At 71.3% G+C, this 23370-nt stretch carries 23 protein-coding genes and 1 pseudogene; 14 read left to right on the top strand and 10 right to left on the bottom strand.

Annotated elements, in window-relative coordinates:
- Position 1: 1 nt before the first annotated feature.
- Positions 2-748 carry a glucose 1-dehydrogenase gene (locus MFF04_RS01760; RefSeq protein ID WP_238273774.1) on the bottom strand — a complete coding sequence of 249 codons (747 nt, stop codon included), beginning with the start codon at positions 746-748 and terminating at the stop codon, positions 2-4.
- A gap of 105 nt (positions 749-853) precedes the next feature.
- Between MFF04_RS01760 and MFF04_RS01765 the strand changes: the two genes are divergently transcribed.
- Positions 854-1201 carry an ArsR/SmtB family transcription factor gene (locus MFF04_RS01765; protein ID WP_238273775.1) on the top strand — a complete coding sequence of 116 codons (348 nt, stop codon included), beginning with the start codon at positions 854-856 and terminating at the stop codon, positions 1199-1201.
- A gap of 10 nt (positions 1202-1211) precedes the next feature.
- Here MFF04_RS01765 and arfB read toward each other — a convergent pair whose 3' ends face one another.
- Positions 1212-1634, bottom strand: coding sequence for an alternative ribosome rescue aminoacyl-tRNA hydrolase ArfB (arfB, locus tag MFF04_RS01770; protein ID WP_238273776.1), 423 nt, complete (start codon positions 1632-1634; stop codon positions 1212-1214).
- A 13-nt stretch (positions 1635-1647) separates the two neighbouring features.
- Positions 1648-1929, bottom strand: a complete 282-nt coding sequence (locus MFF04_RS01775; protein WP_238273795.1) for a BolA family protein — start codon at positions 1927-1929, stop codon at positions 1648-1650.
- Positions 1930-2079: 150 nt separating this feature from the next.
- Here MFF04_RS01775 and MFF04_RS01780 point away from each other — a divergent pair, with 150 nt between their 5' ends.
- From MFF04_RS01780 to cobT, 3 genes are all read left to right on the top strand, one after another.
- The gene (locus tag MFF04_RS01780; protein WP_238273777.1) at positions 2080-2712 is read left to right on the top strand and encodes a J domain-containing protein; all 633 of its coding nucleotides are present in this window, start codon (positions 2080-2082) and stop codon (positions 2710-2712) included.
- Positions 2713-2968: 256 nt separating this feature from the next.
- Positions 2969-3952: a cobaltochelatase subunit CobS gene (gene cobS / locus MFF04_RS01785; protein ID WP_238273778.1), complete on the top strand. Its 984-nt coding sequence runs from the start codon at positions 2969-2971 to the stop codon at positions 3950-3952.
- A gap of 20 nt (positions 3953-3972) precedes the next feature.
- Positions 3973-5922, top strand: coding sequence for a cobaltochelatase subunit CobT (gene cobT, locus MFF04_RS01790; RefSeq protein ID WP_238273779.1), 1950 nt, complete (start codon positions 3973-3975; stop codon positions 5920-5922).
- On the opposite strand, the gene MFF04_RS01795 is transcribed toward cobT, so the two are convergent.
- Positions 5919-6848, bottom strand: a complete 930-nt coding sequence (locus MFF04_RS01795; protein WP_238273780.1) for an AEC family transporter — start codon at positions 6846-6848, stop codon at positions 5919-5921. The genes cobT and MFF04_RS01795 overlap by 4 nt on opposite strands.
- Before the next feature lie 124 nt (positions 6849-6972).
- Entirely contained in the window at positions 6973-7275 is a 303-nt protein-coding gene (gene rpmB, locus MFF04_RS01800) for a 50S ribosomal protein L28 (RefSeq protein ID WP_238273781.1), read from the bottom strand.
- Positions 7276-7563: 288 nt separating this feature from the next.
- Between rpmB and MFF04_RS01805 the strand changes: the two genes are divergently transcribed.
- The 8 genes from MFF04_RS01805 (at position 7564) to MFF04_RS01840 (ending at position 17776) form a co-directional block, all read left to right on the top strand.
- Positions 7564-8469, top strand: coding sequence for a DUF3108 domain-containing protein (locus MFF04_RS01805; RefSeq protein ID WP_238273782.1), 906 nt, complete (start codon positions 7564-7566; stop codon positions 8467-8469).
- Positions 8466-8768 (top strand): hypothetical protein, encoded by a 303-nt coding sequence (locus tag MFF04_RS01810; protein ID WP_238273783.1) that lies wholly within the window; start codon positions 8466-8468, stop codon positions 8766-8768. Before MFF04_RS01805 ends, MFF04_RS01810 begins: the two co-directional genes overlap by 4 nt.
- 95 nt (positions 8769-8863) lie before the next feature.
- Positions 8864-12196, top strand: a complete 3333-nt coding sequence (locus tag MFF04_RS01815) for a helicase-related protein (protein WP_238273784.1) — start codon at positions 8864-8866, stop codon at positions 12194-12196.
- Positions 12193-12483: an RNA-binding S4 domain-containing protein gene (locus tag MFF04_RS01820; RefSeq protein ID WP_238273796.1), complete on the top strand. Its 291-nt coding sequence runs from the start codon at positions 12193-12195 to the stop codon at positions 12481-12483. The genes MFF04_RS01815 and MFF04_RS01820 overlap by 4 nt, the downstream gene beginning before the upstream one ends.
- Before the next feature lie 225 nt (positions 12484-12708).
- A complete protein-coding gene (fdxA, locus tag MFF04_RS01825; protein WP_238273785.1) occupies positions 12709-13047 on the top strand; it encodes a ferredoxin FdxA in 339 nt (112 codons plus the stop codon).
- A 390-nt stretch (positions 13048-13437) separates the two neighbouring features.
- Positions 13438-14028: a CarD family transcriptional regulator gene (locus tag MFF04_RS01830; RefSeq protein ID WP_238273786.1), complete on the top strand. Its 591-nt coding sequence runs from the start codon at positions 13438-13440 to the stop codon at positions 14026-14028.
- 279 nt (positions 14029-14307) lie between these two features.
- Positions 14308-15183: an RNA polymerase factor sigma-32 gene (locus MFF04_RS01835; RefSeq protein WP_238273787.1), complete on the top strand. Its 876-nt coding sequence runs from the start codon at positions 14308-14310 to the stop codon at positions 15181-15183.
- Between the two features lie 232 nt (positions 15184-15415).
- The gene (locus tag MFF04_RS01840; protein WP_238273788.1) at positions 15416-17776 is read left to right on the top strand and encodes an Orn/Lys/Arg family decarboxylase; all 2361 of its coding nucleotides are present in this window, start codon (positions 15416-15418) and stop codon (positions 17774-17776) included.
- Between the two features lie 96 nt (positions 17777-17872).
- Here MFF04_RS01840 and MFF04_RS01845 read toward each other — a convergent pair whose 3' ends face one another.
- From MFF04_RS01845 to MFF04_RS01855, 3 genes are read right to left on the bottom strand one after another with little or no spacing between them, the layout of a single operon-like run.
- On the bottom strand, positions 17873-18502 hold the full coding sequence (locus MFF04_RS01845) for a DUF4194 domain-containing protein (protein ID WP_238273789.1): 630 nt from the start codon (positions 18500-18502) through the stop codon (positions 17873-17875).
- On the bottom strand, positions 18495-19871 hold the full coding sequence (locus MFF04_RS01850; RefSeq protein ID WP_238273790.1) for a Wadjet anti-phage system protein JetA family protein: 1377 nt from the start codon (positions 19869-19871) through the stop codon (positions 18495-18497). Before MFF04_RS01850 ends, MFF04_RS01845 begins: the two co-directional genes overlap by 8 nt.
- 33 nt (positions 19872-19904) lie before the next feature.
- On the bottom strand, positions 19905-20348 hold the full coding sequence (locus MFF04_RS01855; RefSeq protein ID WP_238273791.1) for an FKBP-type peptidyl-prolyl cis-trans isomerase: 444 nt from the start codon (positions 20346-20348) through the stop codon (positions 19905-19907).
- A gap of 122 nt (positions 20349-20470) precedes the next feature.
- Here MFF04_RS01855 and MFF04_RS01860 point away from each other — a divergent pair, with 122 nt between their 5' ends.
- Entirely contained in the window at positions 20471-20809 is a 339-nt protein-coding gene (locus MFF04_RS01860) for a hypothetical protein (protein ID WP_238273792.1), read from the top strand.
- On the opposite strand, the gene MFF04_RS01865 is transcribed toward MFF04_RS01860, so the two are convergent.
- Both MFF04_RS01865 and MFF04_RS01870 read right to left on the bottom strand, forming a co-directional pair.
- Complete coding sequence (locus MFF04_RS01865; protein ID WP_238273793.1) at positions 20796-22625, bottom strand: hypothetical protein; 1830 nt, start codon at positions 22623-22625, stop codon at positions 20796-20798. The two genes, MFF04_RS01860 and MFF04_RS01865, sit on opposite strands and share 14 nt — an antisense overlap.
- On the bottom strand, positions 22625-22897 hold the full coding sequence (locus tag MFF04_RS01870) for a hypothetical protein (protein ID WP_238273794.1): 273 nt from the start codon (positions 22895-22897) through the stop codon (positions 22625-22627). Before MFF04_RS01870 ends, MFF04_RS01865 begins: the two co-directional genes overlap by 1 nt.
- A gap of 289 nt (positions 22898-23186) precedes the next feature.
- Between MFF04_RS01870 and MFF04_RS01875 the strand changes: the two are divergent.
- Positions 23187-23370 (top strand): annotated as a pseudogene (locus MFF04_RS01875) (oxalate/formate MFS antiporter); the annotation flags it as partial.

A 23370-nucleotide genomic window follows, 5' to 3' on the forward strand; every position in this document is an offset into this window, starting at 1 on the left:
ATCAGCGGATGCCGCCGCTGGCGGTGATGTTCTCGCCGGTCAGCCAGCGGGCGTCGTCGGAGGCGAGGAACGCTACCACCCCGGCGATGTCGTCCGGCTGGCCGGCCCGGCCGAGCGGCGTCTGCGCGATGATGCCGGTCGCCATCTCCGAGCCGACGACGCCGGCGGTATGGGTGCCCTCGGTCTCCACGAAGCCCGGGCTGACCGCGTTGACCCTGATCTTGCGCGGTGCCAGCTCGTTGGCGAGCACGCCCGTGATCGCGTTCAGGGCGCCCTTCGTCCCGGTGTAGACCACCGAGGTCGGCGTATGGACGTGGGTCACCGCCGACGAGATGTTGATGATGCTGCCGCCGTCCCCGAGGTGCCTGGCCGCCGCCTGGGTCGCGAGCAGCACGCCGAGCACGTTGATGTCGAAGATGCGCCGGTAGTGCTCCTCGGTGACCTCCTCGATCGCCGCGAAGTCGTAGACGCCGGAGTTGTTGACCAGCACGTCGAGCCGGCCGAACTGCTCGACGGCCGCTTCGATCAGCCCCCGCGCTTGCGCTGCCTTGGACACGTCCCCCTGGACGGCGACCGCCTTGCCGCCGGCCGCGGTGATGGCTTCGACCACGGCATCCGCGCCGGCCTTGCTCGACGCGTAGTTGACCACGACCGCCGCGCCGTCCCTCGCGAGCGCCTTGGCGATGGCCGCGCCGATCCCCTTCGATGCCCCGGTCACCACGGCGACCTTGCCTTCGAGCTTCGACATCCGTGCTATCTCCGATCAGGGCGGCGCCGGGATGGTCGCCTTGGTCCCATAGTTCGGGATCTCGGAACTTACGGAGCGACGTTCAAGACCCCATATGGACAAATCATGAGGCCGCTCTTCCACCCCGCGATCGAGGACGTCGCCCCGCAGGCGATCCTGCACGCCCTGTCGGACCCGGCTCGCGCGGCGATCTTCGCGCGGATCACGCAGGCCGGTTGCGTGAACGCCTGCTCGGCGGTCTCGGCGCTGGGCGATCGGGTGATTCCGAAATCCTCGCTCTCCAGCCACATCAAGGTGTTGCGCGAGGCCGGGCTGATCCGTTGCGAGCGCAACGGCGTCGAGATGCGGAACCACTCGCGCTGCGCCGAGGTGGAGGCGCGCTTTCCAGGCCTGCTCGCCGCGATCTTGAACGCCTATGCCGGCTCGGACGCGCCCGGGGCGGGGACGCCGTAGACGGAGCCGCTCAATCCCCGTCGGCTCCGGCGCGCCCGCGCTTGATCGCGCCGCGCCGGCTCTTGTCCTCGAGGCGGCGCTTCTTCGAGGCGAGCGTCGGGCGGGTGGCGACGCGGCGCACCGGCGGCACCTCAGCCTCGGCGATCATCGCGGCGAGGCGCTCGCGGGCGTCCGCCCGGTTGCGCTCCTGCGTGCGGAAGCGCTGCGCGGAGATGACGATGACGCCCTCGGTCGTCAGGCGCTTGCCCGCGATCCGCATCAGCCGCACGGCGACGGCGTCCGGCAGGCTCCGGGAGCGGCGGGCGTCGAAGCGCAGCTGCACGGCCGTCGAGAGCTTGTTGACGTTCTGGCCGCCGGGGCCGCCCGCGCGCACGAAGCTCTCGTCCAGCTCGTCCTCCTCCAGAGAGATGTGCGGCGTGCAGACGAGCGCCATGGCGGAAGGCCGCTCAAGCCTCGCCTGGCGCCTTCGCCCGGACGGCGAGCGCGTGGAGCCCGCGCCGGAAGGCCTCCTCCAGCAGGCCGTTGACGAGGCGGTGGCGCTCCACCCGGCTCTTGCCGGCGAAGGCCTCGGAGACGACGTCGACCCGGTAATGCGTCTCACCGCCCTCCCGCGATCCGGCGTGGCCGGCATGCAGGTGGGATTCGTCCACGACCTCGAGGCGGGTGGGCGCGAGGGCGGCTTCGAGGGTGCGGGCGATCCAGTCGCGCAGGGGCTCCTTCGGGGGCATCCTTCCGTCCGCGGCGGCGTTCTGCGTCATGGTCCGATGCTCTCCTCGGGGGGCTCGCACCGGAGGAGGCCGTCAAGCCCCGATCTTCGCATGCGTCACTGGGCCCGGTGCCCTTGTGTCCCGGTTCCGCCCCCTCATAATCGGCCTGTCATGGATCTCAACTCGCCCCTCTTCGACAAGATACGGATCAAGCGGACCTGCGACGAGCCGAAGGCGGCCGCGAAGGAGGGCGTGTGCGAGACGCCGGGCTGCACGAACCCCGGCCTCTACCGCGCGCCGAAGGGACGCAAGGCCGAGGGGCAGTACTGGCGCTTCTGCATGGACCACGTGCGCGCCTACAACGCGACCTACAACTACTTCGACGGCATGAACGACGCCGCCGTGCAGGCCTACCAGAAGGACGCGCTGATCGGGCACCGCCCGACCTGGGCCATGGGCATGAACGCCGACGCCCCCGGCCGCGCGGGCGAGGCCAAGGCGAAGCCGCAGCGGGACTGGGCCTATGTCGACCCGCTGGGCATCCTGCGCGCCGAGGGAGTCGGCGCGGCCGAGCCCGGCCGGGCCGCAGAGCCCCGCCGCCCGCGCTACTCGGCCCAGATCCGCAAGGCGCTGGACGTGATGGGCCTCGACGACACCGCCGACAGCGCCGCGATCAAGGCGCAGTACAAGACCCTGGTGAAGCGCTTCCACCCGGACGCCAACGGCGGCGACCGCGGCTTCGAGGAACGCCTGCGCGACATCATCCGCGCCCACGACGTGCTGCGCGCCGCCGGCCTCTGCTAGGCGGCATGCTTCGATCTCGATGCCAGTGAGGGCGCTGCGCCGCTCCGGCACGAAGGATGCACGCCCCGCATGCGCCCCGCGTCCGTGTGCCGAGGGGCAAAAGGGCGCAAGGCGCCTATATCAGGCGTTCCGCTCTTCGGTGGCGCGCCCGCGCGCCAGAGATTAAGAGAGCGGCATCCGCCGCCGCGCCGGTCATCCGGCCCGACACGAGCGGGGTCCGCACGCTTGGCGGGGCCCGCGCCCAACGAGGTCACGTATGCTTTCTGACGACACGCCCGCCTCGCTGCCCGACCGCACGATCTCGGTGCGCGAGGTCTTCGGCATCGACATCGACCTCAAGGTGCCCGCCTTCTCCGAGCGCGAGGAGCACGTGCCGGAGATCGACGCGGACTACATCTTCGACCGGGAGACGACGCTCGCCATCCTCGCGGGCTTCGCCCGCAACCGCCGGGTGATGATCACGGGCTACCACGGCACCGGCAAGTCGACCCATGTCGAGCAGGTGGCCGCGCGGCTGAACTGGCCCTGCGTGCGCGTCAACCTCGACAGCCACGTCTCGCGCATCGACCTCGTGGGCAAGGACGCCATCGTCCTGAGCGAGGGCAAGCAGATCACCGCGTTCCAGGATGGCATCCTGCCCTGGGCGCTGCAGAACAACGTCGCGCTGGTCTTCGACGAGTACGATGCCGGCCGGCCGGACGTGATGTTCGTGATCCAGCGCGTGCTGGAGCTCTCCGGCAAGCTGACGCTGCTCGACCAGAAGCGGGTCATCCGCCCCCACCCGGCCTTCCGGCTGTTCGCCACCGCCAACACGGTGGGCCTCGGCGACACCTCCGGCCTCTACCACGGCACCCAGCAGATCAATCAGGGCCAGATGGACCGCTGGTCGATCGTGACCACCCTGAACTACCTGCCCCACGACCGCGAGGTCGACATCGTTCTCTCGAAGGCGACCCACTACCGCAGCGAGGGCGGGCGCGACATCGTCAACCGCATGGTCCGCGTCGCCGACCTCACCCGCAACGCCTTCATGAACGGCGACCTCTCGACGGTGATGAGCCCGCGCACAGTCATCACCTGGGCGGAGAACGCCGACATCTTCCAGGACGTGGGCTTCTCCTTCCGCGTCACGTTCCTCAACAAGTGCGACGAGCTGGAGCGGCCGCTGGTCGCCGAGTTCTACCAGCGCGCCTTCGGCAAGGACCTGCCGGAGAGCGCCGTCAACGTCGCCCTGAGCTAGACCCGAACGTCCGGACCTCCATGGCCATCTCGAACCGCACCAAGGGGCCGACGCGCTCCGATCCGGGCGCCGAACCGCTGAAGCGCTCCGTTGCCGGGTGCCTGCGCGCCATCGCCCGGCGCTCGGAGATCGAGATCACCTACGCCACGGACCGTCCGGCGCTGACCGGCGACAAGGCGCGGCTGCCCGAGCCGCCGCGCCGGATGTCGGCCGCCGACGTCGCGGTGCTGCGCGGGAACGCCGATTCGATGGCGCTGCGCCTCGGCTGCCACGACAACGCCGTCCACCGCCGCCTCGCCCCGGAGAGCGCGGCGGCGCGCGCCGTGTTCGACGCCGTCGAGCAGGCCCGCGTCGAGTCGATCGGCTCCCGGCGGATGCCGGGCGTGGCGAGCAACATCTCCGCGATGCTGGAGGAGCGCTACCACCGGGGCGGCAAGTACGAGTCGATCACCGACCGGGCCGACGCGCCGCTGGAGGACGCCGTCGCGCTGATGGTCCGCGAGCGGCTGACCGGCGAGAAGCCGCCGGCGGCGGCCGAGAAGGTCGTCGCCCTCTGGCGGGATCACGTCGAGGAGAAGGCAGGGGCCAACCTCGACGGGCTCCTCGGCTCGATCGAGGACCAGCGCGCCTTCGCCCGCTCTGTCCGCGACCTCCTCACCTCCCTCGACATGGCCGACGAGACGCCCTTCGACCGGGAGGACGACGACAACGAGGACGAGAACGACGCCGACCAGGACGACCAGCAGGCCAACGAGGGCGAGGCCGAGGAGCAGTCGCAGGGCGACCGCGCCGACATCCAGTCGACCGACGAGGCCGCCGACGACGTGGACGAGGGCCGGCTCGACGAGTCCGACGCGCCCTCCGGCGAGATGCCCGACGAGGCCGACGAGGGCGAGGCCGAGGAGGCCTCCGAATCTTCCAAGCCACCGCCGCAGCGCCCGATCGAGATGCGCGGACCGCCTTACAAGGTGTTCAGCGAGCGCAACGACGAGACCATCGAGGCCGAGGAGCTGTGCGACGCGGAGGAGCTGGCGCGCCTGCGCAGCTACCTCGACAAGCAGCTCGCCCATCTCCAGGGCGTCGTCGGGCGGCTCGCCAACCGCCTCCAGCGCCGGCTGCTGGCCCAGCAGAGCCGCGCCTGGGAGTTCGACCTCGAGGAGGGCCAGCTCGACCCGGCCCGGCTCGTGCGCGTGGTCATGGACCCGTTCCAGCCTCTCTCCTTCAAGCAGGAGAAGGACACCGACTTCCGCGACACCGTGGTCACGCTGCTCATCGACAACTCGGGCTCGATGCGCGGGCGCCCGATCACGGTGGCGGCGACCTGCGCCGACATCCTGGCGCGCACGCTCGAGCGCTGCGGAGTCAAGGTCGAGATCCTCGGCTTCACGACCCGCGCCTGGAAGGGTGGCCAATCGCGCGAGGCCTGGCTCGCCGCTGGAAAGCCCGCGAATCCGGGCCGCCTCAACGACCTGCGCCACATCATCTACAAGAGCGCCGACGCGCCTTGGCGGCGCGCGCGCAAGAACCTCGGGCTGATGATGCGCGAGGGCCTGCTGAAGGAGAATATCGACGGCGAGGCACTCGACTGGGCTCACAAGCGGCTGCTCGGCCGGCCGGAGCAGCGCAAGATCCTGATGGTGATCTCCGACGGCGCGCCGGTCGACGATTCGACGCTTTCGGTGAACGCCGGCAACTACCTGGAGCGGCATCTGCGCTGGATGATCGAGGAGATCGAGACCCGCTCGCCCGTCGAGCTCCTCGCCATCGGCATCGGCCACGACGTGACCCGCTACTACCGCCGCGCCGTGACCATCATCGATGCGGAGGAGCTCGGCGGCGCCATGACCGAGAAGCTCGCCGAATTGTTCGACGAGAAGGTCCGCGCGCCCTCCCGCAGCGGCTCGGGACGCCCGGCACCGGGCCCGTCATACGAGCCGCGGCGGCCCGTGCGCTTGGCCGTGACGCGCTAGGCCCGCCCGAGCACGAAGAGCCACGCGGTCGTCGTCAGCGCGGCGAAGAGCGTCGAGATCAGCACCGCGGCCGAGACGAGGCCGGTCTCCGACTTGTAGCGGTTGGCCAGCAGGTAGGCGTTGACGCCCACCGGCATCGCCGCGAACAGCACCGCGACGCCGGCATAGGCGGCCGGCATCGTGAAGACGTGGAAGGCCAGCACCCAGACGGCGAGCGGGTGCAGGACGAGCTTCAGCCCGGCCACCACGCCGGCGCCGGGCAGGTCGTGCAGCACCCGGTAGCGCTTCAAGCCCGCGCCGAGCGCGATCAGCGCGCAGGTCGAGGCCGAGGCCGAGATCATCTCGACGAGGTTCTTCGGGATGCCGGACAAGGACAGGCCGAAGCCGCGCATCGCGAGCCCGATGGCGAGCGCCACGAAGATCGGGTTGCGGGCGAGCACCACGCCGAGGCCCCCGATCCGTTGCAGGAGCGAGCGCTCGCCGTCCGCCTCGATCAGGAAGGTCGCAGCCCCCATCATCAACGGCAGGTGCACGGCGAGCAGCATGAAGAGCGGGAACGCGCCCTCCTCGCCGTAGGCGTGCAGGATCGTGGGGACGCCGACGAAGATCGTGTTCGACTGGCTCGCCGCGAAGCCGTGCAGGATCGCTCCGCGCTTGCCGACGCCCTCGCGCCGGATGCCGATCAGCGAGCCGATGGCCCAGGCGAGCGCCGCACCGCCGAAGTAGCTGAACCAGTAGGACCAAGCGATCTCGCCCGTGAGGCCCGGCCGGCTGAGCGTGCCGACGATCAGCGCCGGCACGGCGATCGAGAACACGTACTCGGAGAGCCCGTCGCTGACCTTGTCCGAGATCAGGCCGGAGACCGAGGCGACCCAGCCGATCAGGATCAGCCCGAAGACGGGCAGGATGATGCCGAGCGCGGTCATGATCCTCTTCCGGCGCGGTCATGCGCGGGCGCACCGAACGGCAAGAGCCGCCGCGCGGGGACCGCGGGCGGCTCGATGGCCGAGCAGGGAAGGCGGGGTGCGGCCCGGAGAGGCCGCGCCGGGCTCACGCGGCGGCGGGCGCCGTCTCGGCGAGCTTCTTCTCGATCTCGCGCTTGAGGAGCTTGGCCGTCTGGGACAGCTCGATCTCGCGGGCCTTCACGAGGAAGGCGTCGAGGCCGCCGCGGTGCTCCACGGAACGCAGGGCGTGGGCGGTGACGCGCAGGCGCACGCGCTTGTTGAGCGCGTCGGACTGCAGGGTCACGTTGCAGAGGTTGGGCAGGAACCGGCACTTGGTCTTGCGGTTCGAGTGGCTCACGAGGTGGCCGACCTGAACGCCCTTGCCCGTCAGCTCGCAGCGGCGCGACATAACACTGATCCCGTATCCATCCGCCGACCGTCGCTTGAGCGACAAGGCGCTGCGGGGCGACGCATGGCGCCCGAGCGTGATCCAGGTCCGGCAGAGTCCTGAAAGAGGGGCGAGCCTATAGGCGAGGGGCGCCCGATCCGTCAAGATGGAAGCGCGTCTCCCCGGCGGGTGTGGCCGTCCGGTCCTCGTCGCCCTCCAACGGTCTGTTAACCATAGCGGGCCCTATGCTGGCGTCGATTGGGCGGGCCGCCGCAAGGCGCCCGCGATGCGTCGAGGATCGGACTTCGCATGCGCGCCACGAGTGATCTCCGCGCCCTCCGCCAACCCGCGGTCGCCCGCCTCGCGCAGGTCGCGGTCCTCGCCGGGGCCGTCGTGGCGGCGGGTGCCGCCGAGGCTGGACCCAAGGGCCGCAAGGGGACGGCGCCCGCGGGCGTGGCCGTCGACTACGGTATCGCGCTCGCCGGCATGAGCATCGGCACCGCCCGTCTCGACGGCGCCTTCGAGGGCGCCCGCTACCGCATGGACGTCTCGGCGACGCTGACCGGCCTCGTCGGCGCGATCACTGGCGGGCAGGGCTCGGCCCGGGCCTCGGGCACGCTCGCCGCGGCGCCGCAGCCGAACGCCTTCTCGATCGCCACCCGCACCGCCAATTCCGGCATCGCCGTGCGCATGGCGCTGGCGCGGGGCAACGTCGTGCAGTCCGAGGTGACGCCGCCGCTCCTCGACACCGGCGACCGGGTGCCTGTGACCGCCGCCGAGAAGCGCGGCGTCATGGACCCGGCGAGCGCCCTGCTGATGCCGGCCGCCGCCCGCGGCGATCTCACCGATCCCGAGAACTGCAACCGCACCCTGCCTGTCTTCGACGGGGCCACCCGCTTCAACGTGGTGCTGAGCTACGGGGAGACCCGCGCCGTCGAGAAGCCGGGCTATTCCGGGCCGGTCCTCGTCTGCAACGCCCGCTACCAAGCCATCGCCGGACACCGTCCCGACCGGCCGGGGGTGAAGTTCATGGAGGAGAACCGCGACATGTCGGTGTGGCTCGCGCCCGTCGAGGGCACGCGCCTGCTGGTGCCGATGCGGATCTCGGTGCGCACCACGCTCGGCACCAACATCATCGAGGCGACCCGCTGGACCCGCACCGGCACGGCCTCCGCCGCGGCCCCGGGCACCGTCGCGAGCCTCGGCGAGCCGTGAGCCCGCGCCTCCTTGCCGCATTGCTGACGGCGGCGCTCGCCGGCCCCGCCCGGGCCGAGCCCCTGACGGCCGGCGGCTGCGGGGGCGGCGCCTATTCCTCCGCGACGGTCACGGAGGGGCGGCCGCCCCGCAAGGGCCCGCTCACGGCGATGCCGCAGACGCTCTGCGCCGATGTCGACGGGCCGCGGCCGAACGTCGACATCCAGATCTACGGGATTCCGGGCGTTGGAAGCGGGGACGGGCAAGCCCCATATGAGGGCTCGCCCCGGCGCGGCATGGGGCGGCCGCTCGACCGCTGAGCGCCGCTTCCGGGCTCCCGCGTCTCCCCGACCCCTCGCGCCGTGTCGAACGGCGCATCGCCGGCCGCGAGGCCGGAAGGGACCTTCCCGAGCCCATGACCCGCCGCTCCCTCCCAGCGCAGGCCCGCGCGCGCGGCGTCACGGCGGTGCTGGGACCGACCAACACCGGCAAGACGCATCTCGCCATCGAGCGAATGCTCGCCCACCCGACCGGCATGATCGGGCTGCCCCTGCGGCTGCTGGCCCGCGAGGTCTACCTGCGGGTCGTCGCGCGGGTCGGCGCCGACCAGGTGGCGCTCGTGACCGGCGAGGAGAAGATCAAGCCGGACCGGCCCCGCTACTGGATCGCCACCATCGAGGCGATGCCCCGGGACCTCGACGTGGCGTTCGTGGCCATCGACGAGATCCAGCTCGCCGCCGACATGGACCGGGGCCACGTCTTCACCGACCGGCTGCTCTACCAGCGGGGCCGCGAGGAGACGCTGCTCATCGGCTCCTCGACCATGCTGCCGCTGGTGCAGTCGTTGATTCCGGGCGTGAGCACGACCACCCGGCCGCGCCTCTCGAAGCTCACCTTCGCCGGTGAGAAGAAGCTCTCGCGCCTGCCCCGGCGCACGGCCATCGTCGCCTTCTCGGCGGAGGAGGTCTACGCCCTCGCCGAGCTGATCCGCCGCCAGCGGGGTGGGGCGGCGGTGGTGCTCGGCGCGCTCTCGCCACGCACCCGCAACGCCCAGGTCGAGCTCTACCAGTCCGGCGACGTCGACTACCTCGTCGCCACCGACGCCGTCGGCATGGGGCTGAACCTCGACGTCGACCACGTCGCCTTCGCCGCGAACTGGAAGTACGACGGCACCCGCTTCCGCAAGCTGACGCCGCCTGAGATGGCGCAGATCGCGGGCCGCGCCGGGCGCCATACCTCGGACGGCACCTTCGGCTCCACGGGGCGCTGCCCGCCCTTCGAGGCGGAGATGGTCGAGGCGCTCGAGAGCCATAGCTTCGACCCCCTGCGTATCCTGCAATGGCGCAACCCGGACCTGTCCTTCGCCTCGCTCGAAGCCCTCCAGCAGAGCCTCGACGAGCACCCTCGCGAGGCGGGGCTGACCCGCGCGCCCATGGGCGAGGACCAGCAGGCGCTGGAGATCCTGATGCGCGAGGACGACATCCGCGCGCTGGCGAAGAGCCCGGCGATGGTGCAGCGCCTCTGGGAGGTCTGCGGCGTGCCGGACTACCGCAAGGTCCACCCGCAGACCCATGCCGACCTCGTGGCGGAGCTGTTCCGTTTCCTCACCAAGGGCATGGCGGGGCGCATCCCCAACGACTGGTTCGCCCAGCACGTCGCCATGATCGACCGCACCGACGGCGACATCGACGCGCTCTCCCAGCGCATCGCCCACGGACGCACCTGGACCTTCGTCGCCAACCGGCCCGATTGGCTGGTCGATCCCCTGCATTGGCAGGGCGAGACGCGTCGGGTAGAGGACAGGCTGTCCGACGCCCTGCATGAACGCCTCGCGAGCCGCTTCGTCGATCGGCGCACCAGCGTCCTGATGCGGCGCCTGAGAGAGAACACGATGCTCGAAGCCGAGATCACCGCCGCCGGTGACGTCACCGTGGAGGGCCAGCATGTCGGCCATCTCCACGGGTTCCAGTTCGTCCCCGACGCCGGTGCGGAGGGCCACGAGGCCAAGACCCTGCGCAGCGCCGCGGAGAAGGCGCTCGGCGGGGAGATCGAGTCGCGGGCGGAGCGCTTCGCGAGCGCCGCCGACGCCTCCCTCGTCCTCTCCCACGACGGCATCGTGCGCTGGACCGGTGACCCGGTCGCCAAGCTCACCCCCGGCGACAAGCTCTTCGAGCCGCGCCTGCGGGTCATCGCCGACGAGCAGCTTTCGGGGGCGGCCCGCGAGCGGGTCGAGGCCCGGCTCGACGCCTGGCTGAAGGCCTACGTGGTGCGGCTCCTCGGGCCGCTCATGGAGATCGAGAAGGCCGCCGACCTCACCGGCCTCGCCAAGGGCGTCGGCTATCAGGTCGTCGAGGCGCTGGGTGTCCTGGAGCGGGCGAAGGTGGCGCACGAGATGCGCAGCCTCGACCAGGAGGGGCGCGGGGCCCTGCGCCGCCACGGCGTGCGCTTCGGCGCCTATCACATCTTCCTGCCCGCGCTCCTCAAGCCGGCCCCGCGGACCCTCGCCGCCCAGCTCTGGGCGCTGCGCAACGGCGGCCTCGACCAGCGCGGCCTCGATGAGATCGCGCATCTGGCCGGCTCCGGCCGCACCTCGATCAAGGTCGATCCCGAGATCGCCAAGGGCCTCTACCGGGCCGCGGGCTTCCGCGTCTGCGGCGAGCGGGCGGTGCGCGTCGACATCCTCGAGCGTCTCGCCGACCTCATCCGCCCGGCCATCGCCTACCGCCCCGGCACCACGGCCGGCGAGCCGCCCCTTGGCGCCGCCGACGGCGAGGGCTTCGTCGGCACGGTGGGCATGACCTCCCTCGTCGGCTGCTCGGGCGAGGACTTCGCCTCGATCCTGCGCTCGCTGGGCTATGTCAGCGAGACCCGTCCGGGCCCGGCCATCACCGTGCCGCTCGTTCCTGCCGCCTCCACCGAGCCCGCCGCGCGGGCGACGCCCCCCGAGGCGCCCGTGTCCGCATCCGTCGAGACGCCGGAGGCCGAGGCGGCTCAGGGCGAGGACGCGCCGGCCGCCGACGCGGCAGAGGCCGCTTCCGTCGCGGCGCCGGACGCATCCGACACGGCCCGGGAGGCCGTCGAGGCGACAGCCGCCGATCCGGTCGATGCCGGAAGCGACATCGCGGGTGAGGCGCCGGCCGCGGAGCCCGAGGCTGCGGCCGGCGAGCCGAGCCTTGCCGAAGCGTCTGCCGCCGAGGAGGCGCCCGCAGCGCTCGACACCGCTTCCGATGAGCCCGCGTCGCCGGACGCCGCCGAGTCTCCGGCTCCTGCCGACGGCGAGGCCGTCTCGGAGGAGACGCCCGCCGAGGTCGCGACCGTCGAAGTCTGGCATCTCCAGCGGCACCAGCGCCAGTCCGGTCCCCGGCCCGGCCGCGCCCAGCAGGGCCGCCGCCGCGACGGAGCGCCCGGCCAGGAGGGAGGACGCGGGGACGGCGGCCGTCCCCGCGGCGACGGGCGTCCGCGAGGAGACCGCGCTCCAGGGGACCGAGGCCAGGGCGAGCGGCCTCAAGGCGAGCGCTTCCAGGGCGAGCGTCGGGACGGCGAGGCCGCCGGCCGCGGGGCGGGCCCTCGCCGCGAGCGCTTCGAGGGGCCACGCAACAACCGGCCGGACCGCCGTGACGAGGGCCGCCCGGCCCATCGCGAGGACCAGCGTCCGCCCCGCCGCGAGCGCGCGCCCGACCCGGATTCGCCCTTCGCCAAGCTGGCCGCCCTGAAGGCGCAGCTCGAGGGCGGGAACGGCAAGCGCTGAGCCCGGCGCCGCCCGAGGCCGCCCCGGCGCGCCAGCGCCTCGACAAGTGGCTCTGGCACGCCCGTTTCGCGCGCACCCGCACCCTCTGCGCGCGGATGGTGGCGGAGGGCCGCATCCGCCTGAACGGGCTGCGGGTCGAGAACGCTGCCAAGGCAGTCGGCCCCGGCGACGTCCTGACCATCGCGGCCGCTCACGGCACGGTCGTGGCGCGGGTGCTCGCGGTCAGTGAGCGGCGCGGCGGCGCGCCCGAGGCGCAGCGCCTCTACGAGCCCGTCGAGAAAGCTTGAGGCCGGTGGGACCCTGCCGGCGCGGCGTCAGGGCGACACCTGCCCCGCGTTCGGCGCAAGCTCCGCCCGAGATGCTTGTCAGCCTCCGAGTCTGCGGCTAGAGCCCTCGTCTCGCGGGTCTGGGACGGCCCGCAGGCGCACCCGTTGAGTGCCGCGCCGCCTGATCGCCTCGGTCCGCCTCGCCGGTCGCCGAGCCCCGGCGCGGATCGAGGACGAAGACCGGCCATGACCTACGTCGTCACCGACAACTGCATCAAGTGCAAGTACATGGACTGCGTCGAGGTGTGTCCGGTGGACTGCTTCTACGAGGGCGAGAACATGCTCGTCATCAACCCGGACGAGTGCATCGACTGCGGCGTCTGCGAGCCGGAATGCCCCGCCGAGGCGATCAAGCCCGATACCGAGCCGGCGCTCGAGAGCTGGCTGAAGCTGAACTCCGAGTACGCCCGCAGCTGGCCCAACATCACCCAGAAGAAGGACGCGCCCGCCGACGCTAAGACCTGGGACGGTGTGGCCGGCAAGCTCGAGGCCCACTTCTCGCCGAACCCCGGCACCGGCGACTGATTGACCGGCGGAGCCCGGTCGAAGGCCCGCTCGCGCGACCGTGCACAGGTCCCGTCCTGCTTCGCGCGAGGGATGGGGATGCGCATCCAATCCTTTGATCTGGCGGCCGGATTGTGATACACAATCCGCCTGCCGTCGCTCGTGCCGAGACGTGCCCTCTCCGTCCGCCGCCGTGCGGGTCCAGGCTTTCATGGAAACGGGGTCGCATCGTGCATCCGCTGGAGGTCTCCTCCCGTGGATGGCTCGTCTCGGTCTGTGTGCGGCAGGCGTGGGAGCCGTCCGGCCGCCTCGTGGCGCCCCGAACGGCGACGGTGTGAGGCCGGGGGTCCCGACCCGGCCTGAGAGATCCTGACGCGGCATCGCCGCGGCACGTTCGGAGGCGCTTCTCGCATGACGACAGCCAAGAAGACGACGGCAGGCCGCCAAGGCTTCAAGACCGGGGAAGCGGTCGTCTATCCCGCCCACGGCGTCGGGCGCATCGTCGCCATCGAGGAGCAGGAGATCGCCGGCTACAAGCTCGAGCTGTTCGTCGTCTCGTTCGAGAAGGACAAGATGGTCCTGCGCGTGCCCACCGCGAAGGCCAACAGCGTCGGCATGCGCAAGCTCGCCGAGCCGGACCTCGTCAAGAAGGCCCTCGACGTGCTGACCGGCCGCGCCCGCGTCAAGCGCACCATGTGGTCGCGCCGCGCCCAGGAGTACGAGGCCAAGATCAACTCCGGTGACCTCATCTCCGTGACCGAGGTCGTGCGCGACCTCTACCGGTCGGAGGCCCAGCCCGAGCAGTCCTACAGCGAGCGCCAGCTCTACGAGGCCGCCCTCGACCGGGTGGTCCGCGAGATCTCCTCCGTGAACAAGATCACCGAGACCGAGGCCCTCAAGCTCATCGAGCAGAGCCTCGCCAAGTCGCCCCGCCGCGCCAAGGCCGAGGCGGAGGCCGAGGGCGACGCGGAGGGCGACGACCTCCAGGAGGAGGCGGCCTGAGGGCCGGTCTCTTCGTGAACGGAACGGGCCCGGCGCGAGAGCGCCGGGCTTTTTCTTTGCGGCCTTCGATTTCGATGCGGCCCGCCCTTGCCGGGCGAGCGCGGCCGCACATTTCCCTGTCCCAGCGCGAGATTTCTTCGACCCCCGATCCGCTTTTCGCGGGAACCTTCGGGCCGTGGCACCGTTGTCGGTCGCCTGGCGAAGGTCTGTTCGTGGGTGCCGCAGGCGCCGCGACGTCCCCGCCGTATACAGCGCTCTATCGAAAGAGGCGGAGGCGGGATGGCTGAGATCGCGGGAATTCGGCGCCAGTTCATTCGAACCGCGATGGAGGCGCCATTCCTCGCGCGCGACGAGGAGCGGGGGCTCGCCGTCCGCTGGAAGGAGAACCGCGACGAGCGCGCTCTCCACCGTCTCATCTCGGCCCACATGCGCCTCGTCATCGCGCTCGCCGGCCGCTTCCGGCACTACGGGCTGCCGATGGCCGATCTCGTGCAGGAAGGGCATGTCGGCCTGATGGAGGCCGCCGCCCGCTTCGAGCCCGAGCGAGAGGTCCGCTTCTCCACCTACGCGACGTGGTGGATCCGGGCCTCCATCCAGGACTACATCCTGCGGAACTGGTCGATCGTGCGCGGCGGAACCAGCTCCGCGCAGAAGGCCCTGTTCTTCAACCTGCGCCGCCTGCGTGCCCGGCTGATGCAGTCGACGGAGGAGCGGGTCGGCGACGAGATCCACCGCCGCATCGCCACGGCCATCGGCGTCTCCCGCGAGGATGTCGCCCTGATGGATGCCCGCCTGTCGGGACCGGACATGTCGCTCAACGCTCCCGTGGGCGAGGAGAGCGAAGCCTCCTCCGAGCGCATGGACTTCCTCGTGGACGGCGCGATCCTTCCCGACGAGGCCGTCTCCGCGCATGTCGACGGCGAGCGCCGGCTCGTCTGGCTCAAGCAGGCCCTGACCGTGCTCTCCGAGCGCGAGCTGCGCATCCTCCAGGAGCGCCGCCTCGGCGAGGACCAGGCGACCCTGGAGGCGCTCGGTCACCGCCTCGGCATCTCGAAGGAGCGCGTGCGCCAGATCGAGAACCGGGCGCTGGAGAAGCTGCGCCGGGCGCTCGCGGAGAAGTTCCCCAACTCCGCGGCAAGCGTCTACGCCGGCTGAGCCCCGGACCGGCGGCCTGAGGGCCGCCGGGCACGATCGCTTCCATGGGACGGGCCGTCGCGGCAGCGCGACGGCCTTTTCGTATGCGGCGGGACGGTATACCGGGCTGCCCGGACGATCCCCGCGATCGGGCGCCGCGTCCTCGTCGCGCTTGGCAAGCGCGCCACCGTCATCCAAGCGTCACGCTCGCGCACAAGGGTGCGCCGTTTCTCGATCCGGAGCCTTTCGCGAGATGGATTTCCACCGCCGCTTCACCGTCCTGATGTGCGCGCCGAACTTCGACGCGGACGATCTCGAGGGCGCGCGCGTTCAGCAGATCGTGGCGGCGGTCGAGGGACGGGGCTTCGAGGTGGTCCGGGCGCGGCGCGTCGAGGACGCCTCGATCGCCGTCCAGACCGACGCCGCGATCGGCTGCATGGTGGTGGACTGGGGCAAGCGCGGGCTCGACGGCAAGGCCGCTGCCCTCATCGACATGATGCGCAAGCGCGGCCTCGAGATGCCGATCGTCATCATGGTCCGCCGCAAGCGCCTGGAGGACATCCCCGTCGAGCTGCTCGACTTCATCGACGGCTACATCTTCCTCGCCGAGGAGACGCCGGAGTTCATCGCCCGCAACCTCGTCTCCCGCGTCACGCAGTACGCCGAGACGTTGAAGACCCCCTTCTTCGGGGCGCTCGTCGACTACGCCGAGGAGGGCAACCAGCTCTGGACCTGTCCGGGCCACAACGGCGGCATCTTCTATAACCGCTCGCCGATCGGGCGCATCTTCGTGGAGCATCTCGGCGAGGCGATCTTCCGCGACGACCTCGACAACTCCGTCCTCGATCTCGGCGACCTCCTCACGCACGAGGGGCCGGCGCTGAAGGCGCAGAAGGAGGCCGCCAAGATCTTCGGGGCGGAGAAGACCTACTTCGTCCTCAACGGTACCTCGGCCTCGAACAAGATCGTGCTCTCGGCCCTCGTCGCCGAGGGCGACCTCGTGCTGTTCGACCGCAACAACCACAAGGCGGCCCATCACGGCGCGCTCTTCCTCGGCGGCGGCATCCCGATCTTCCTGGAGACCGACCGCAACGCCTACGGGCTGATCGGGCCGATCTACCACGAGGCCCTCGACGAGACGCGGATCCGCGAGAAGATCCGCGCCAACCCGCTGGTGACGGACCCGGAGGCGTGGCGCAAGGAGCGGCCATTCCGCGTCGCGGTCATCGAGCAGTGCACCTACGACGGCACGATCTACGACGCGCAGGGCATCGTCGAGCGCATCGGGCACCTGTGCGACTACATCCTGTTCGACGAGGCCTGGGCCGGCTTCATGAAGTTCCACCCGCTCTTCGCCGGGCGCTTCGCCATGGGGCTGCAGGGGCTGGACGAGAGCTCGCCGGGCATCATCGCCACGCAGTCGACCCATAAGCAGCTCGCGAGCTTCAGCCAGGCCTCGCAGATCCATACCCGCGACGGGCATATCCGCGGCCAGCGCCGGCGGGTGGAGCACCGGCGCCTCAACGAGAGCTTCCTCGTCCACGCCTCGACCTCGCCCTTCTACCCGCTCTTCGCCTCCCTCGACGTCGGCGCCCAGATGATGAAGGGCCGCTCCGGCATGATCCTCTGGGACGACACGATCCGCCTCGGGATCGAGTGGCGCAAAAAGGTGCGCGCCATCCGCCGGGAGTTCGAGGAGCGGGAGACCGATCCCGTGCGGCGCTGGTTCTTCGACCCGTTCGTGCCGGACTTCGTACCCGGCCCCGAGGGCGGACAGGTGCCGTGGGAGAGCGTCTCGACGGACCTCCTGGCGAGCGAGGCCCGCTACTGGGAGCTGACGCCGGGCGCGTCCTGGCACGGCTTCACCCACACCGCGCCGGGCTTCGCGATGACGGACCCGAACAAGCTCACCGTCCTCACGCCCGGCTTCGACCGGGAGACCGGGGAGTACGCCGAGCACGGCGTGCCGGCGCCGATCGTCGCGCAGTACCTGCGCGAGAACCGTATCGTGCCGGAGAAGAACGACCTCAACTCGCTGCTCTTCCTGCTGACGCCGGGCGTCGAATCCTCGAAGGCCGGCACGCTGATCTCGGGCCTCGTCGCCTTCAAGCGGCTGCACGACGACAACGTCTTCCTGGAGGAGGCGATGCCGGAGTTCGTCCGGCGCCGGCCGCAGCGCTACGCGGGCGTGCGCCTGCGCGACCTCTGCGCGGATTTCCACGCCTTCCACCGGGAGGCCGGCACCAGCGCCCTCCAGCGCAAGCAGTTCGAGCCCGGCCATCTGCCGGAGATGGTGCTGCCGCCGAAGCAGGCGGCTCAGGCGCTCACCCGCAACGATGTGGACTTCGTGCCGATCGCCCAGGCCGAGGGGCGCGTCGCCACGACGCTGCTCCTTGTCTACCCGCCGGGTATCGGTACGGTGCTGCCGGGCGAGCGACTCGACGCGCGGGCGAAGCCCATGCTCGACTACTTCAAGATGTTCGAAGCTTCCGCCAACCTGTTCCCCGGCTTCGAGGCGGAGATCCAGGGCGTCTACCGGCAGGTGGCGCCGGACGGGCGCATCGGCTTCCACACCTACGTGATGCGCGAGGACCGGGTCCGCGAGGAGCGGTAGCCTCCCGCGCCTCCCTCCCCTACGGAGGGGGAGGAAACCCGCGGCTCCCGCGGCATCCCGGGAGCTGGTATCGAGCCCATCAACCGGAGACCGGGATCATTCCTCCCGTCCCGCGTCGCCCCAGGCGCGGATGCGGTCGAGCCAGGTATCGGGGGCGATCACCGCGATGCCGGGCAGCACGGCGAGCGGGGTGATCCGCTCGGTGCGGTCGCGCTCGCCGAGCCGCACGGCGCCGCGCCGGGAGAACAGGCGCAGGATCTCGATGAGGCGGTCCTCGGCCGGGGGCTCGCTGCGGGCGGCGCTGCGCAGCGAATCGGCGATGTCGTCGGTGGTGCACTCCACGACGCCGTCGGTGGTGACGCGGTGGTCGCGCAGGCCCTCTTCGTAGGCGAGCCGCAGCGCCAGCAGCACCAAGGTCTCGTCCTTGCGCAGGCGCTCGGAGACCATGTCGTGGCGCACCCCGTCCGGCGGCAGGCGCAGGAACACCATCTGGTCCCGGTGCGAGACCTCGAAGGCGTAGCCGAGGCAGGCGAAGTAGCTCTGGAAGAAGGGCGCGTAGTGCCGGGCGAGCTCGTAGGACCGCCCGACGCCGGGCGTCGCCGAGTAGATCACCTGCGTCTTAAGCAGCACCTGGAGGGCGCGGGTCAGCTCCGCCTCGTCCGGCGCGCGGCTGCCGGGCGGGGGCGGCTCGTCGCCGTCGACGATGGCGCGGAAGGGCTCAAGCACGGGAGCGGCGCTCGATGGTGAAGTCCGGGCAGTCGAGCCAGCCGTTGGCGACGCGGCCCTCCGTGCCCGTGAGGACGTAGCGGGCCGCGAGCGCCCCGTCGAAGAGCACGTCGACCTCGCGCAGGCGCTGGAAGATCACGAAGGCGTCGACGTCCTCCACCGCGATCTCCGAGCCGCGAAGCCGGCCGCCGCGCTTCAGACGCGCGTCGAGGAAGGCGGTCATCGCCTCGCGGGTCACGGTGGTGCGGCGGCGGAAATCCGCCTTGGCCTGCACGAAGGCCTCGATCGCCGGATCGAGGAAGATCTCGGGGAGCGGCTCGTTGTCGATCGGCGCCCGGCGGCTGCGGGGCGCGTAGAGATGGGCCTCGCCCAGCGGCGGCCGCAGGAGCGAGACCTCCGGGGCGAGGTCCGGCGGATCGTCGGCCGCGGCGACCGCCCGCAGCGCCGCGGCGGCCCGCTCGATTCCGAGGGAATCCGGCCGGTCGAGGTAGCGCAGGCTCGCGGCGATGCGGCGCTCCAGCCGCGCCACCACGTCGTCGACGGCTTCGAGATGCCGGTCGAGCCCCTCGAACACGGCGAGGATCTCGGCGAGGTCGGCCCGGACGCTGCGCTCGGCCGGACCGGTGGCGGGGCTGCGGCCCTCCCGCACCAGGCTCTCGGCGAGCGAGCGGATCAGAAGGTCGTCGCGCAGCGCCCGGCCCGCCTCCCGCACGATCGCCGAGCGGAAGCGGAACGGGTTGAAGCGGGTGTGGAGCGTCCGGTAGTCGCTGATCAGATGCCGCTCCACGAACTCCTCGAAGTAGAGGCGGAAGGCGGCGTGCTGATCGGGCTCGCGCAGGATGCGCTCCTCGATCTTGCGCATGGAGCCGGCGAGCCCGCGCACGTGGCCGAGGAAGGTGCGGGCGGCGCGCGCCGCGTTGGCGAGCGCCTCGGAGCGGTCGGCGGGGTTGGCGAGCGCGCTCTCGAGGCTTCCGAGCACGTCGAGGACGGCGCCCCCGTAGGAGCGGGTCTCGCCCCGCTCCAGCCGGGACAGCTCTTCCAGGAGAAGCCGCGCCTCGGGGTCGAAATCGACCACGGGCACGTAGCGCTCGCGGCGCTCCGCGAGCCAGCCGGCGTCCAGCAGTCGGCGATAGATGGCGGAGCGGCGCTCGACGGGCTCGCTCGGCGTGGTCTCGTCGTCGGCGATCTCGGCCTGCGTCCAATCGGCGGCGAAGTCGCCGATGGCGGAGAGGAGCTCGCCCTTGCGGATCGGCTCGACGGAGGCCCCCATCACCCGCCGGTGCAGGTGGAGGAGAAGGGCCGCGTTGAAGGCGCGGCTCGGCGAGGCGAGCGGCCGGAACAGGTCGTCCGAGAGGTGCGTGAACAGCATCCCGACCACCTTTCCGGCCGCGCCCCGCTCAGGTCACTTCGTGCCGAGAAGCTCGACGTCGAAGATCAGCGCCGCGTTCGGCGGGATGACGCCGCCGGCGCCGCGGGCGCCGTAGCCGAGCTCCGGCGGGATCAGCAGGGTGCGCTTGCCGCCGGTCTTCATGCCGGCGACGCCGAGGTCCCAGCCCTGGATGACCTGGCCGCCGCCGAGGTTGAAGCTGAAGGGCTGGCCGCGGTCGCGGGAGGAGTCGAACTTCTTGCCCTTGGCGCCGTTCGCGTCGAGCCAGCCGGTGTAGTGCACGCTGACGGACTGGCCGGACTTCGCCTCCGGGCCGGTGCCGACGACCTCGTCCTTATACTTCAGGCCCGAGGGGAGGGTGGTGGTGCTCTCGGCGTCGGCGGAAGCGGTCATGGCGATCAGCAGGGCTCCAGCAAGGGGGGCGGCGAAGGCCGCGAGGGTCGTCAGCGGGCGGAACATGGCTCCTCCGTGATGGGGCGGAGACCGCTGTCCGGCGCCCGCCTCTCGGGAAGGGGTCTTAGGGCGATGCGCGGTCCGATGCCAGCCGGGAGCGAAACGGCCTCTCCGGACGTTCTCCGCCGATGATGCCCGAGACAGCCGAGCCCGCCGCCCCCGCTTCGGAGCGGCCCCCCACCCCCGCGGACTGGGACGCGCGGATCGACCGCCTGACGCAACTGCTGCCCGACTGGCTGCGCCGGGCCGTCGACTGGCTGCGGGAGCCCTCGCGGACGCCGGTGCGCGTGCTCGCGGCCGTGTTCTTCATCCTCGGCGGCTTCCTCGCGGTTCTGCCGGTGTTCGGCCTGTGGATGCTGCCGCTCGGCCTCGCGCTGCTGGCGCAGGACGTGCCCGGCATGAAGGTGCCCCTGGAGCGTTGCGCCCGCCGAATCGAGCGGAGCTGGGAGCGGCTCAGATGGCGCTGACCGCTTCGCGGCAGGCGGCGCCCCACGCGCCCAGCGTGTGGGTCCCGTCCGGCGAGAGGTCGCCCTCGGGGTCCGCATCCGGCGGGTCGGAGCCCAGCGCGGCGAGCGCGGCGGCGGCGTCCGGGTCGGCGACGGTCCGTTCGTAGAGCGCCCGGTCGAGGCAGACGAGGCGCCGTCCGTCGAGACGGGCATAGATGCGGCCGGTCTCGGGGTCGGCGAAGCGCAGGCCCTTCAGCCTTCGCGCGCACTGGCGCAGGAACTCGGTGTTGCGCTCCGGCGCCATGGCCTCGGGGCCGGGATAGACCTCGCCCGGCGAGGCGGCCTCGATGTTGATGCGGCGGAAGCGGTCGATGTCGAGGATTCGGGCGAGGTCGAGGATCGTCAGCACCCCGTCCGAGCCGAAGGCCACCGTGCGCGGGCGCTCGCCCAGCGCGACGCTGTTGTCGAGGAACTCGTAGTGGACGCGCTTGTCCGCCTGGAGGGCCCAGGTGAAGAAAAGGCCCGGCATGCCCGTATAGGCCTCGACGTTGTGGGCGAGGAGATCGTCGACGGCCTTGTAGCGGCCGAACATCTCCCCGCGCGCCCAGGCCCGCTCCACCGTGGCGTCGGGGGGCGTGATCATGAACAGCATGTAGACGATGTGGCCGAAGCGGGTGAGGAGCTGGCTGCCGTCCTGCCGGGTCGAGTCCGCGGCGAAGCTGTCGAAGCGGAAGCGGTCGATCAGGAGATGCGACATCCGCCCCTCCTGCGCCTTGCGCGCCATGTAGCTGTCGAGCTTGCGGTCGACGATCTCGACCTCGTGGCCGGTGAGCGTGCCGGCGTAGCGGGTGGCGGGGCCGAGCGCCCCGTAGTCGAGCAGGTACTTGCGCCAGATGTCCGGCGTGATCACCGCGAAGTCCGACCATGTGACGCCGAGGCGCTCGGCCAGGGCCCGCTGGAGGGGACGCATGGTGCTCTTGCCGGAGGCGGAGGAGCCCTTGACGTTCATGACGATGGGCCGCGCCTGGGCGCGCAGCCGGTGGTAGCCCTCCGCGACCACCGCCTCCTCGAACCAGGGCTCGATCAGCCGGCCGATCGCCTTGCTGCCCTGGTAGTTGACGGCGAGCGTCCCGGCGAGGCGGGCCAGCAGCGCCTTGTCGGCCACCAGCCGACCGCGATGGCGGATCACGGCGTTGACGACGCGGGTGAGGGCGGCGCAAGCCGCGCGTTCGAGGTCGCTGTCCGAGGCCTGGGCCCGCCGGTCCCAGGCGCCGAGGGAGGCCGCCGCGCGGTCCTCCAGGCTCCTTCGGATCGCGGGCCTGGGTTCCGAGGGCGCGAGGCCGAGCCAGGAGAGCAGACCGCCGCGCGCGCGCTCCGCCTCTGGCTCCGGCGCGAACAGGGCGTCGATCTCGCGGGTCAGAAGCGCCTCGGCCTCGGCGCGCAGCGCCTCGTAGCGGGCCGTGATCGCCTCGGCATGGGGCTGAAGGTAGCCGCCGATGATTCGCGAGGCGATGGCTCGGAAGTTCACGCCGAGGTCGCCGTAGGTCTCCCCCACCGGCACGGAGAGATCGGCCATGACGCGAATCAGCACCGCGTGGACGGTGAGCCGCTCGGGCCGGAAGGCCACGACCTCCTGGAGCGGCAGACCGGAGACGCTGCTCAGCTCCTGTGCCTCCGCGAAGGGCGTCGAGACGTTCTCGGGCCGGTAGAGGCTCGCGAGCGGCAGGAAGTCCCGCGGCAGCGTCGATTCGAGCCCCGGATTCCAGGGGCCGAAACCAGTCTCGCCGGGTGTTCGCGAACGGTCCGCGGCAGCCTGCCCCTCGGGGATCGCGTCCATCAGGCGGCTGCGGGCGCCGGGTCCTTGCGGAAGAGGGCGGTGCAGCCGGCGCCGCGATGCATGGAGAGGATCGAGGCGCGGTCGATGTCGGGGTTCTCGGACAGGACGCGGCGGACGCAGGCCACGACCCGCTCATACTTGCCAGCATCATAGTTCGCTTCGAGGGGGCTGACCGCGATGTAGGTCTCGACCACGAGCACGCGCTCGGCCCGGTCGCGGGTCACCTCGGCGGCGATCCACGAAGATTTGATGAGCTGGTTGCTGGTCTGCATGGGTTTCCTCCCGGTCGTTTGCGGCGGGTCAGGGTTGTTTCCAAGACATTGGACCGCCGACTGTTCGCTGCCAAGAGACCTTGTGCATGGCCAAGCGCTTGGCCCTGGCGCAGACGACTGACCTTTCAGACTTCGCCGGCCCGGCCGGCAGTCCAGCCGAAGCATTCATCTCGCAGATGCGAAGAGTGGCATCGCGGTGCGGTTGTCACGGTGGCATATTGAATGCCACGTTTGAATCCGGCAGAATAATCCCGTCGATCGCAGAGATCGCGCGAAAAAAGGTGACGGGATGGAACGCCAGGACACGCCGGTCGCGGCCGGGGAGGATGCGCCCTCGGCGCGGTGGTGGCAGCTCGGGTTCGGCATCGTCTGCATGGCGATGATCGCGAACCTCCAGTACGGCTGGACGCTCTTCGTCGACCCGATCGACGCCAAGTTCCACTGGGGCCGGGCGGCGATCCAGCTCGCCTTCA

Origin of the sequence: Methylobacterium jeotgali (assembly GCF_022179345.1) — a bacterium.
Lineage (GTDB): Bacteria > Pseudomonadota > Alphaproteobacteria > Rhizobiales > Beijerinckiaceae > Methylobacterium > Methylobacterium jeotgali.

Excerpts from the sequence above, each read along its gene's own strand:
- MFF04_RS01870 (WP_238273794.1), bottom strand. The coding sequence starts at position 22,897 with ATGCAGACCAGCAACCAGCTCATCAAATCTTCGTGGATCGCCGCCGAG.
- MFF04_RS01795 (WP_238273780.1), bottom strand. The coding sequence starts at position 6,848 with ATGACCGCGCTCGGCATCATCCTGCCCGTCTTCGGGCTGATCCTGATC.
- MFF04_RS01830 (WP_238273786.1), top strand. The coding sequence starts at position 13,438 with ATGACGACAGCCAAGAAGACGACGGCAGGCCGCCAAGGCTTCAAGACC.
- MFF04_RS01775 (WP_238273795.1), bottom strand. The coding sequence starts at position 1,929 with ATGCCCCCGAAGGAGCCCCTGCGCGACTGGATCGCCCGCACCCTCGAA.
- MFF04_RS01850 (WP_238273790.1), bottom strand. The coding sequence starts at position 19,871 with ATGCTGTTCACGCACCTCTCGGACGACCTGTTCCGGCCGCTCGCCTCG.
- fdxA (WP_238273785.1), top strand. The coding sequence starts at position 12,709 with ATGACCTACGTCGTCACCGACAACTGCATCAAGTGCAAGTACATGGAC.
- MFF04_RS01815 (WP_238273784.1), top strand. The coding sequence starts at position 8,864 with ATGACCCGCCGCTCCCTCCCAGCGCAGGCCCGCGCGCGCGGCGTCACG.
- MFF04_RS01760 (WP_238273774.1), bottom strand. The coding sequence starts at position 748 with ATGTCGAAGCTCGAAGGCAAGGTCGCCGTGGTGACCGGGGCATCGAAG.
- MFF04_RS01805 (WP_238273782.1), top strand. The coding sequence starts at position 7,564 with ATGCGCGCCACGAGTGATCTCCGCGCCCTCCGCCAACCCGCGGTCGCC.
- cobS (WP_238273778.1), top strand. The coding sequence starts at position 2,969 with ATGCTTTCTGACGACACGCCCGCCTCGCTGCCCGACCGCACGATCTCG.
- arfB (WP_238273776.1), bottom strand. The coding sequence starts at position 1,634 with ATGGCGCTCGTCTGCACGCCGCACATCTCTCTGGAGGAGGACGAGCTG.
- MFF04_RS01780 (WP_238273777.1), top strand. The coding sequence starts at position 2,080 with ATGGATCTCAACTCGCCCCTCTTCGACAAGATACGGATCAAGCGGACC.
- MFF04_RS01765 (WP_238273775.1), top strand. The coding sequence starts at position 854 with ATGAGGCCGCTCTTCCACCCCGCGATCGAGGACGTCGCCCCGCAGGCG.
- MFF04_RS01840 (WP_238273788.1), top strand. The coding sequence starts at position 15,416 with ATGGATTTCCACCGCCGCTTCACCGTCCTGATGTGCGCGCCGAACTTC.
- MFF04_RS01855 (WP_238273791.1), bottom strand. The coding sequence starts at position 20,348 with ATGTTCCGCCCGCTGACGACCCTCGCGGCCTTCGCCGCCCCCCTTGCT.
- MFF04_RS01835 (WP_238273787.1), top strand. The coding sequence starts at position 14,308 with ATGGCTGAGATCGCGGGAATTCGGCGCCAGTTCATTCGAACCGCGATG.
- MFF04_RS01865 (WP_238273793.1), bottom strand. The coding sequence starts at position 22,625 with ATGGACGCGATCCCCGAGGGGCAGGCTGCCGCGGACCGTTCGCGAACA.
- MFF04_RS01860 (WP_238273792.1), top strand. The coding sequence starts at position 20,471 with ATGATGCCCGAGACAGCCGAGCCCGCCGCCCCCGCTTCGGAGCGGCCC.
- cobT (WP_238273779.1), top strand. The coding sequence starts at position 3,973 with ATGGCCATCTCGAACCGCACCAAGGGGCCGACGCGCTCCGATCCGGGC.
- rpmB (WP_238273781.1), bottom strand. The coding sequence starts at position 7,275 with ATGTCGCGCCGCTGCGAGCTGACGGGCAAGGGCGTTCAGGTCGGCCAC.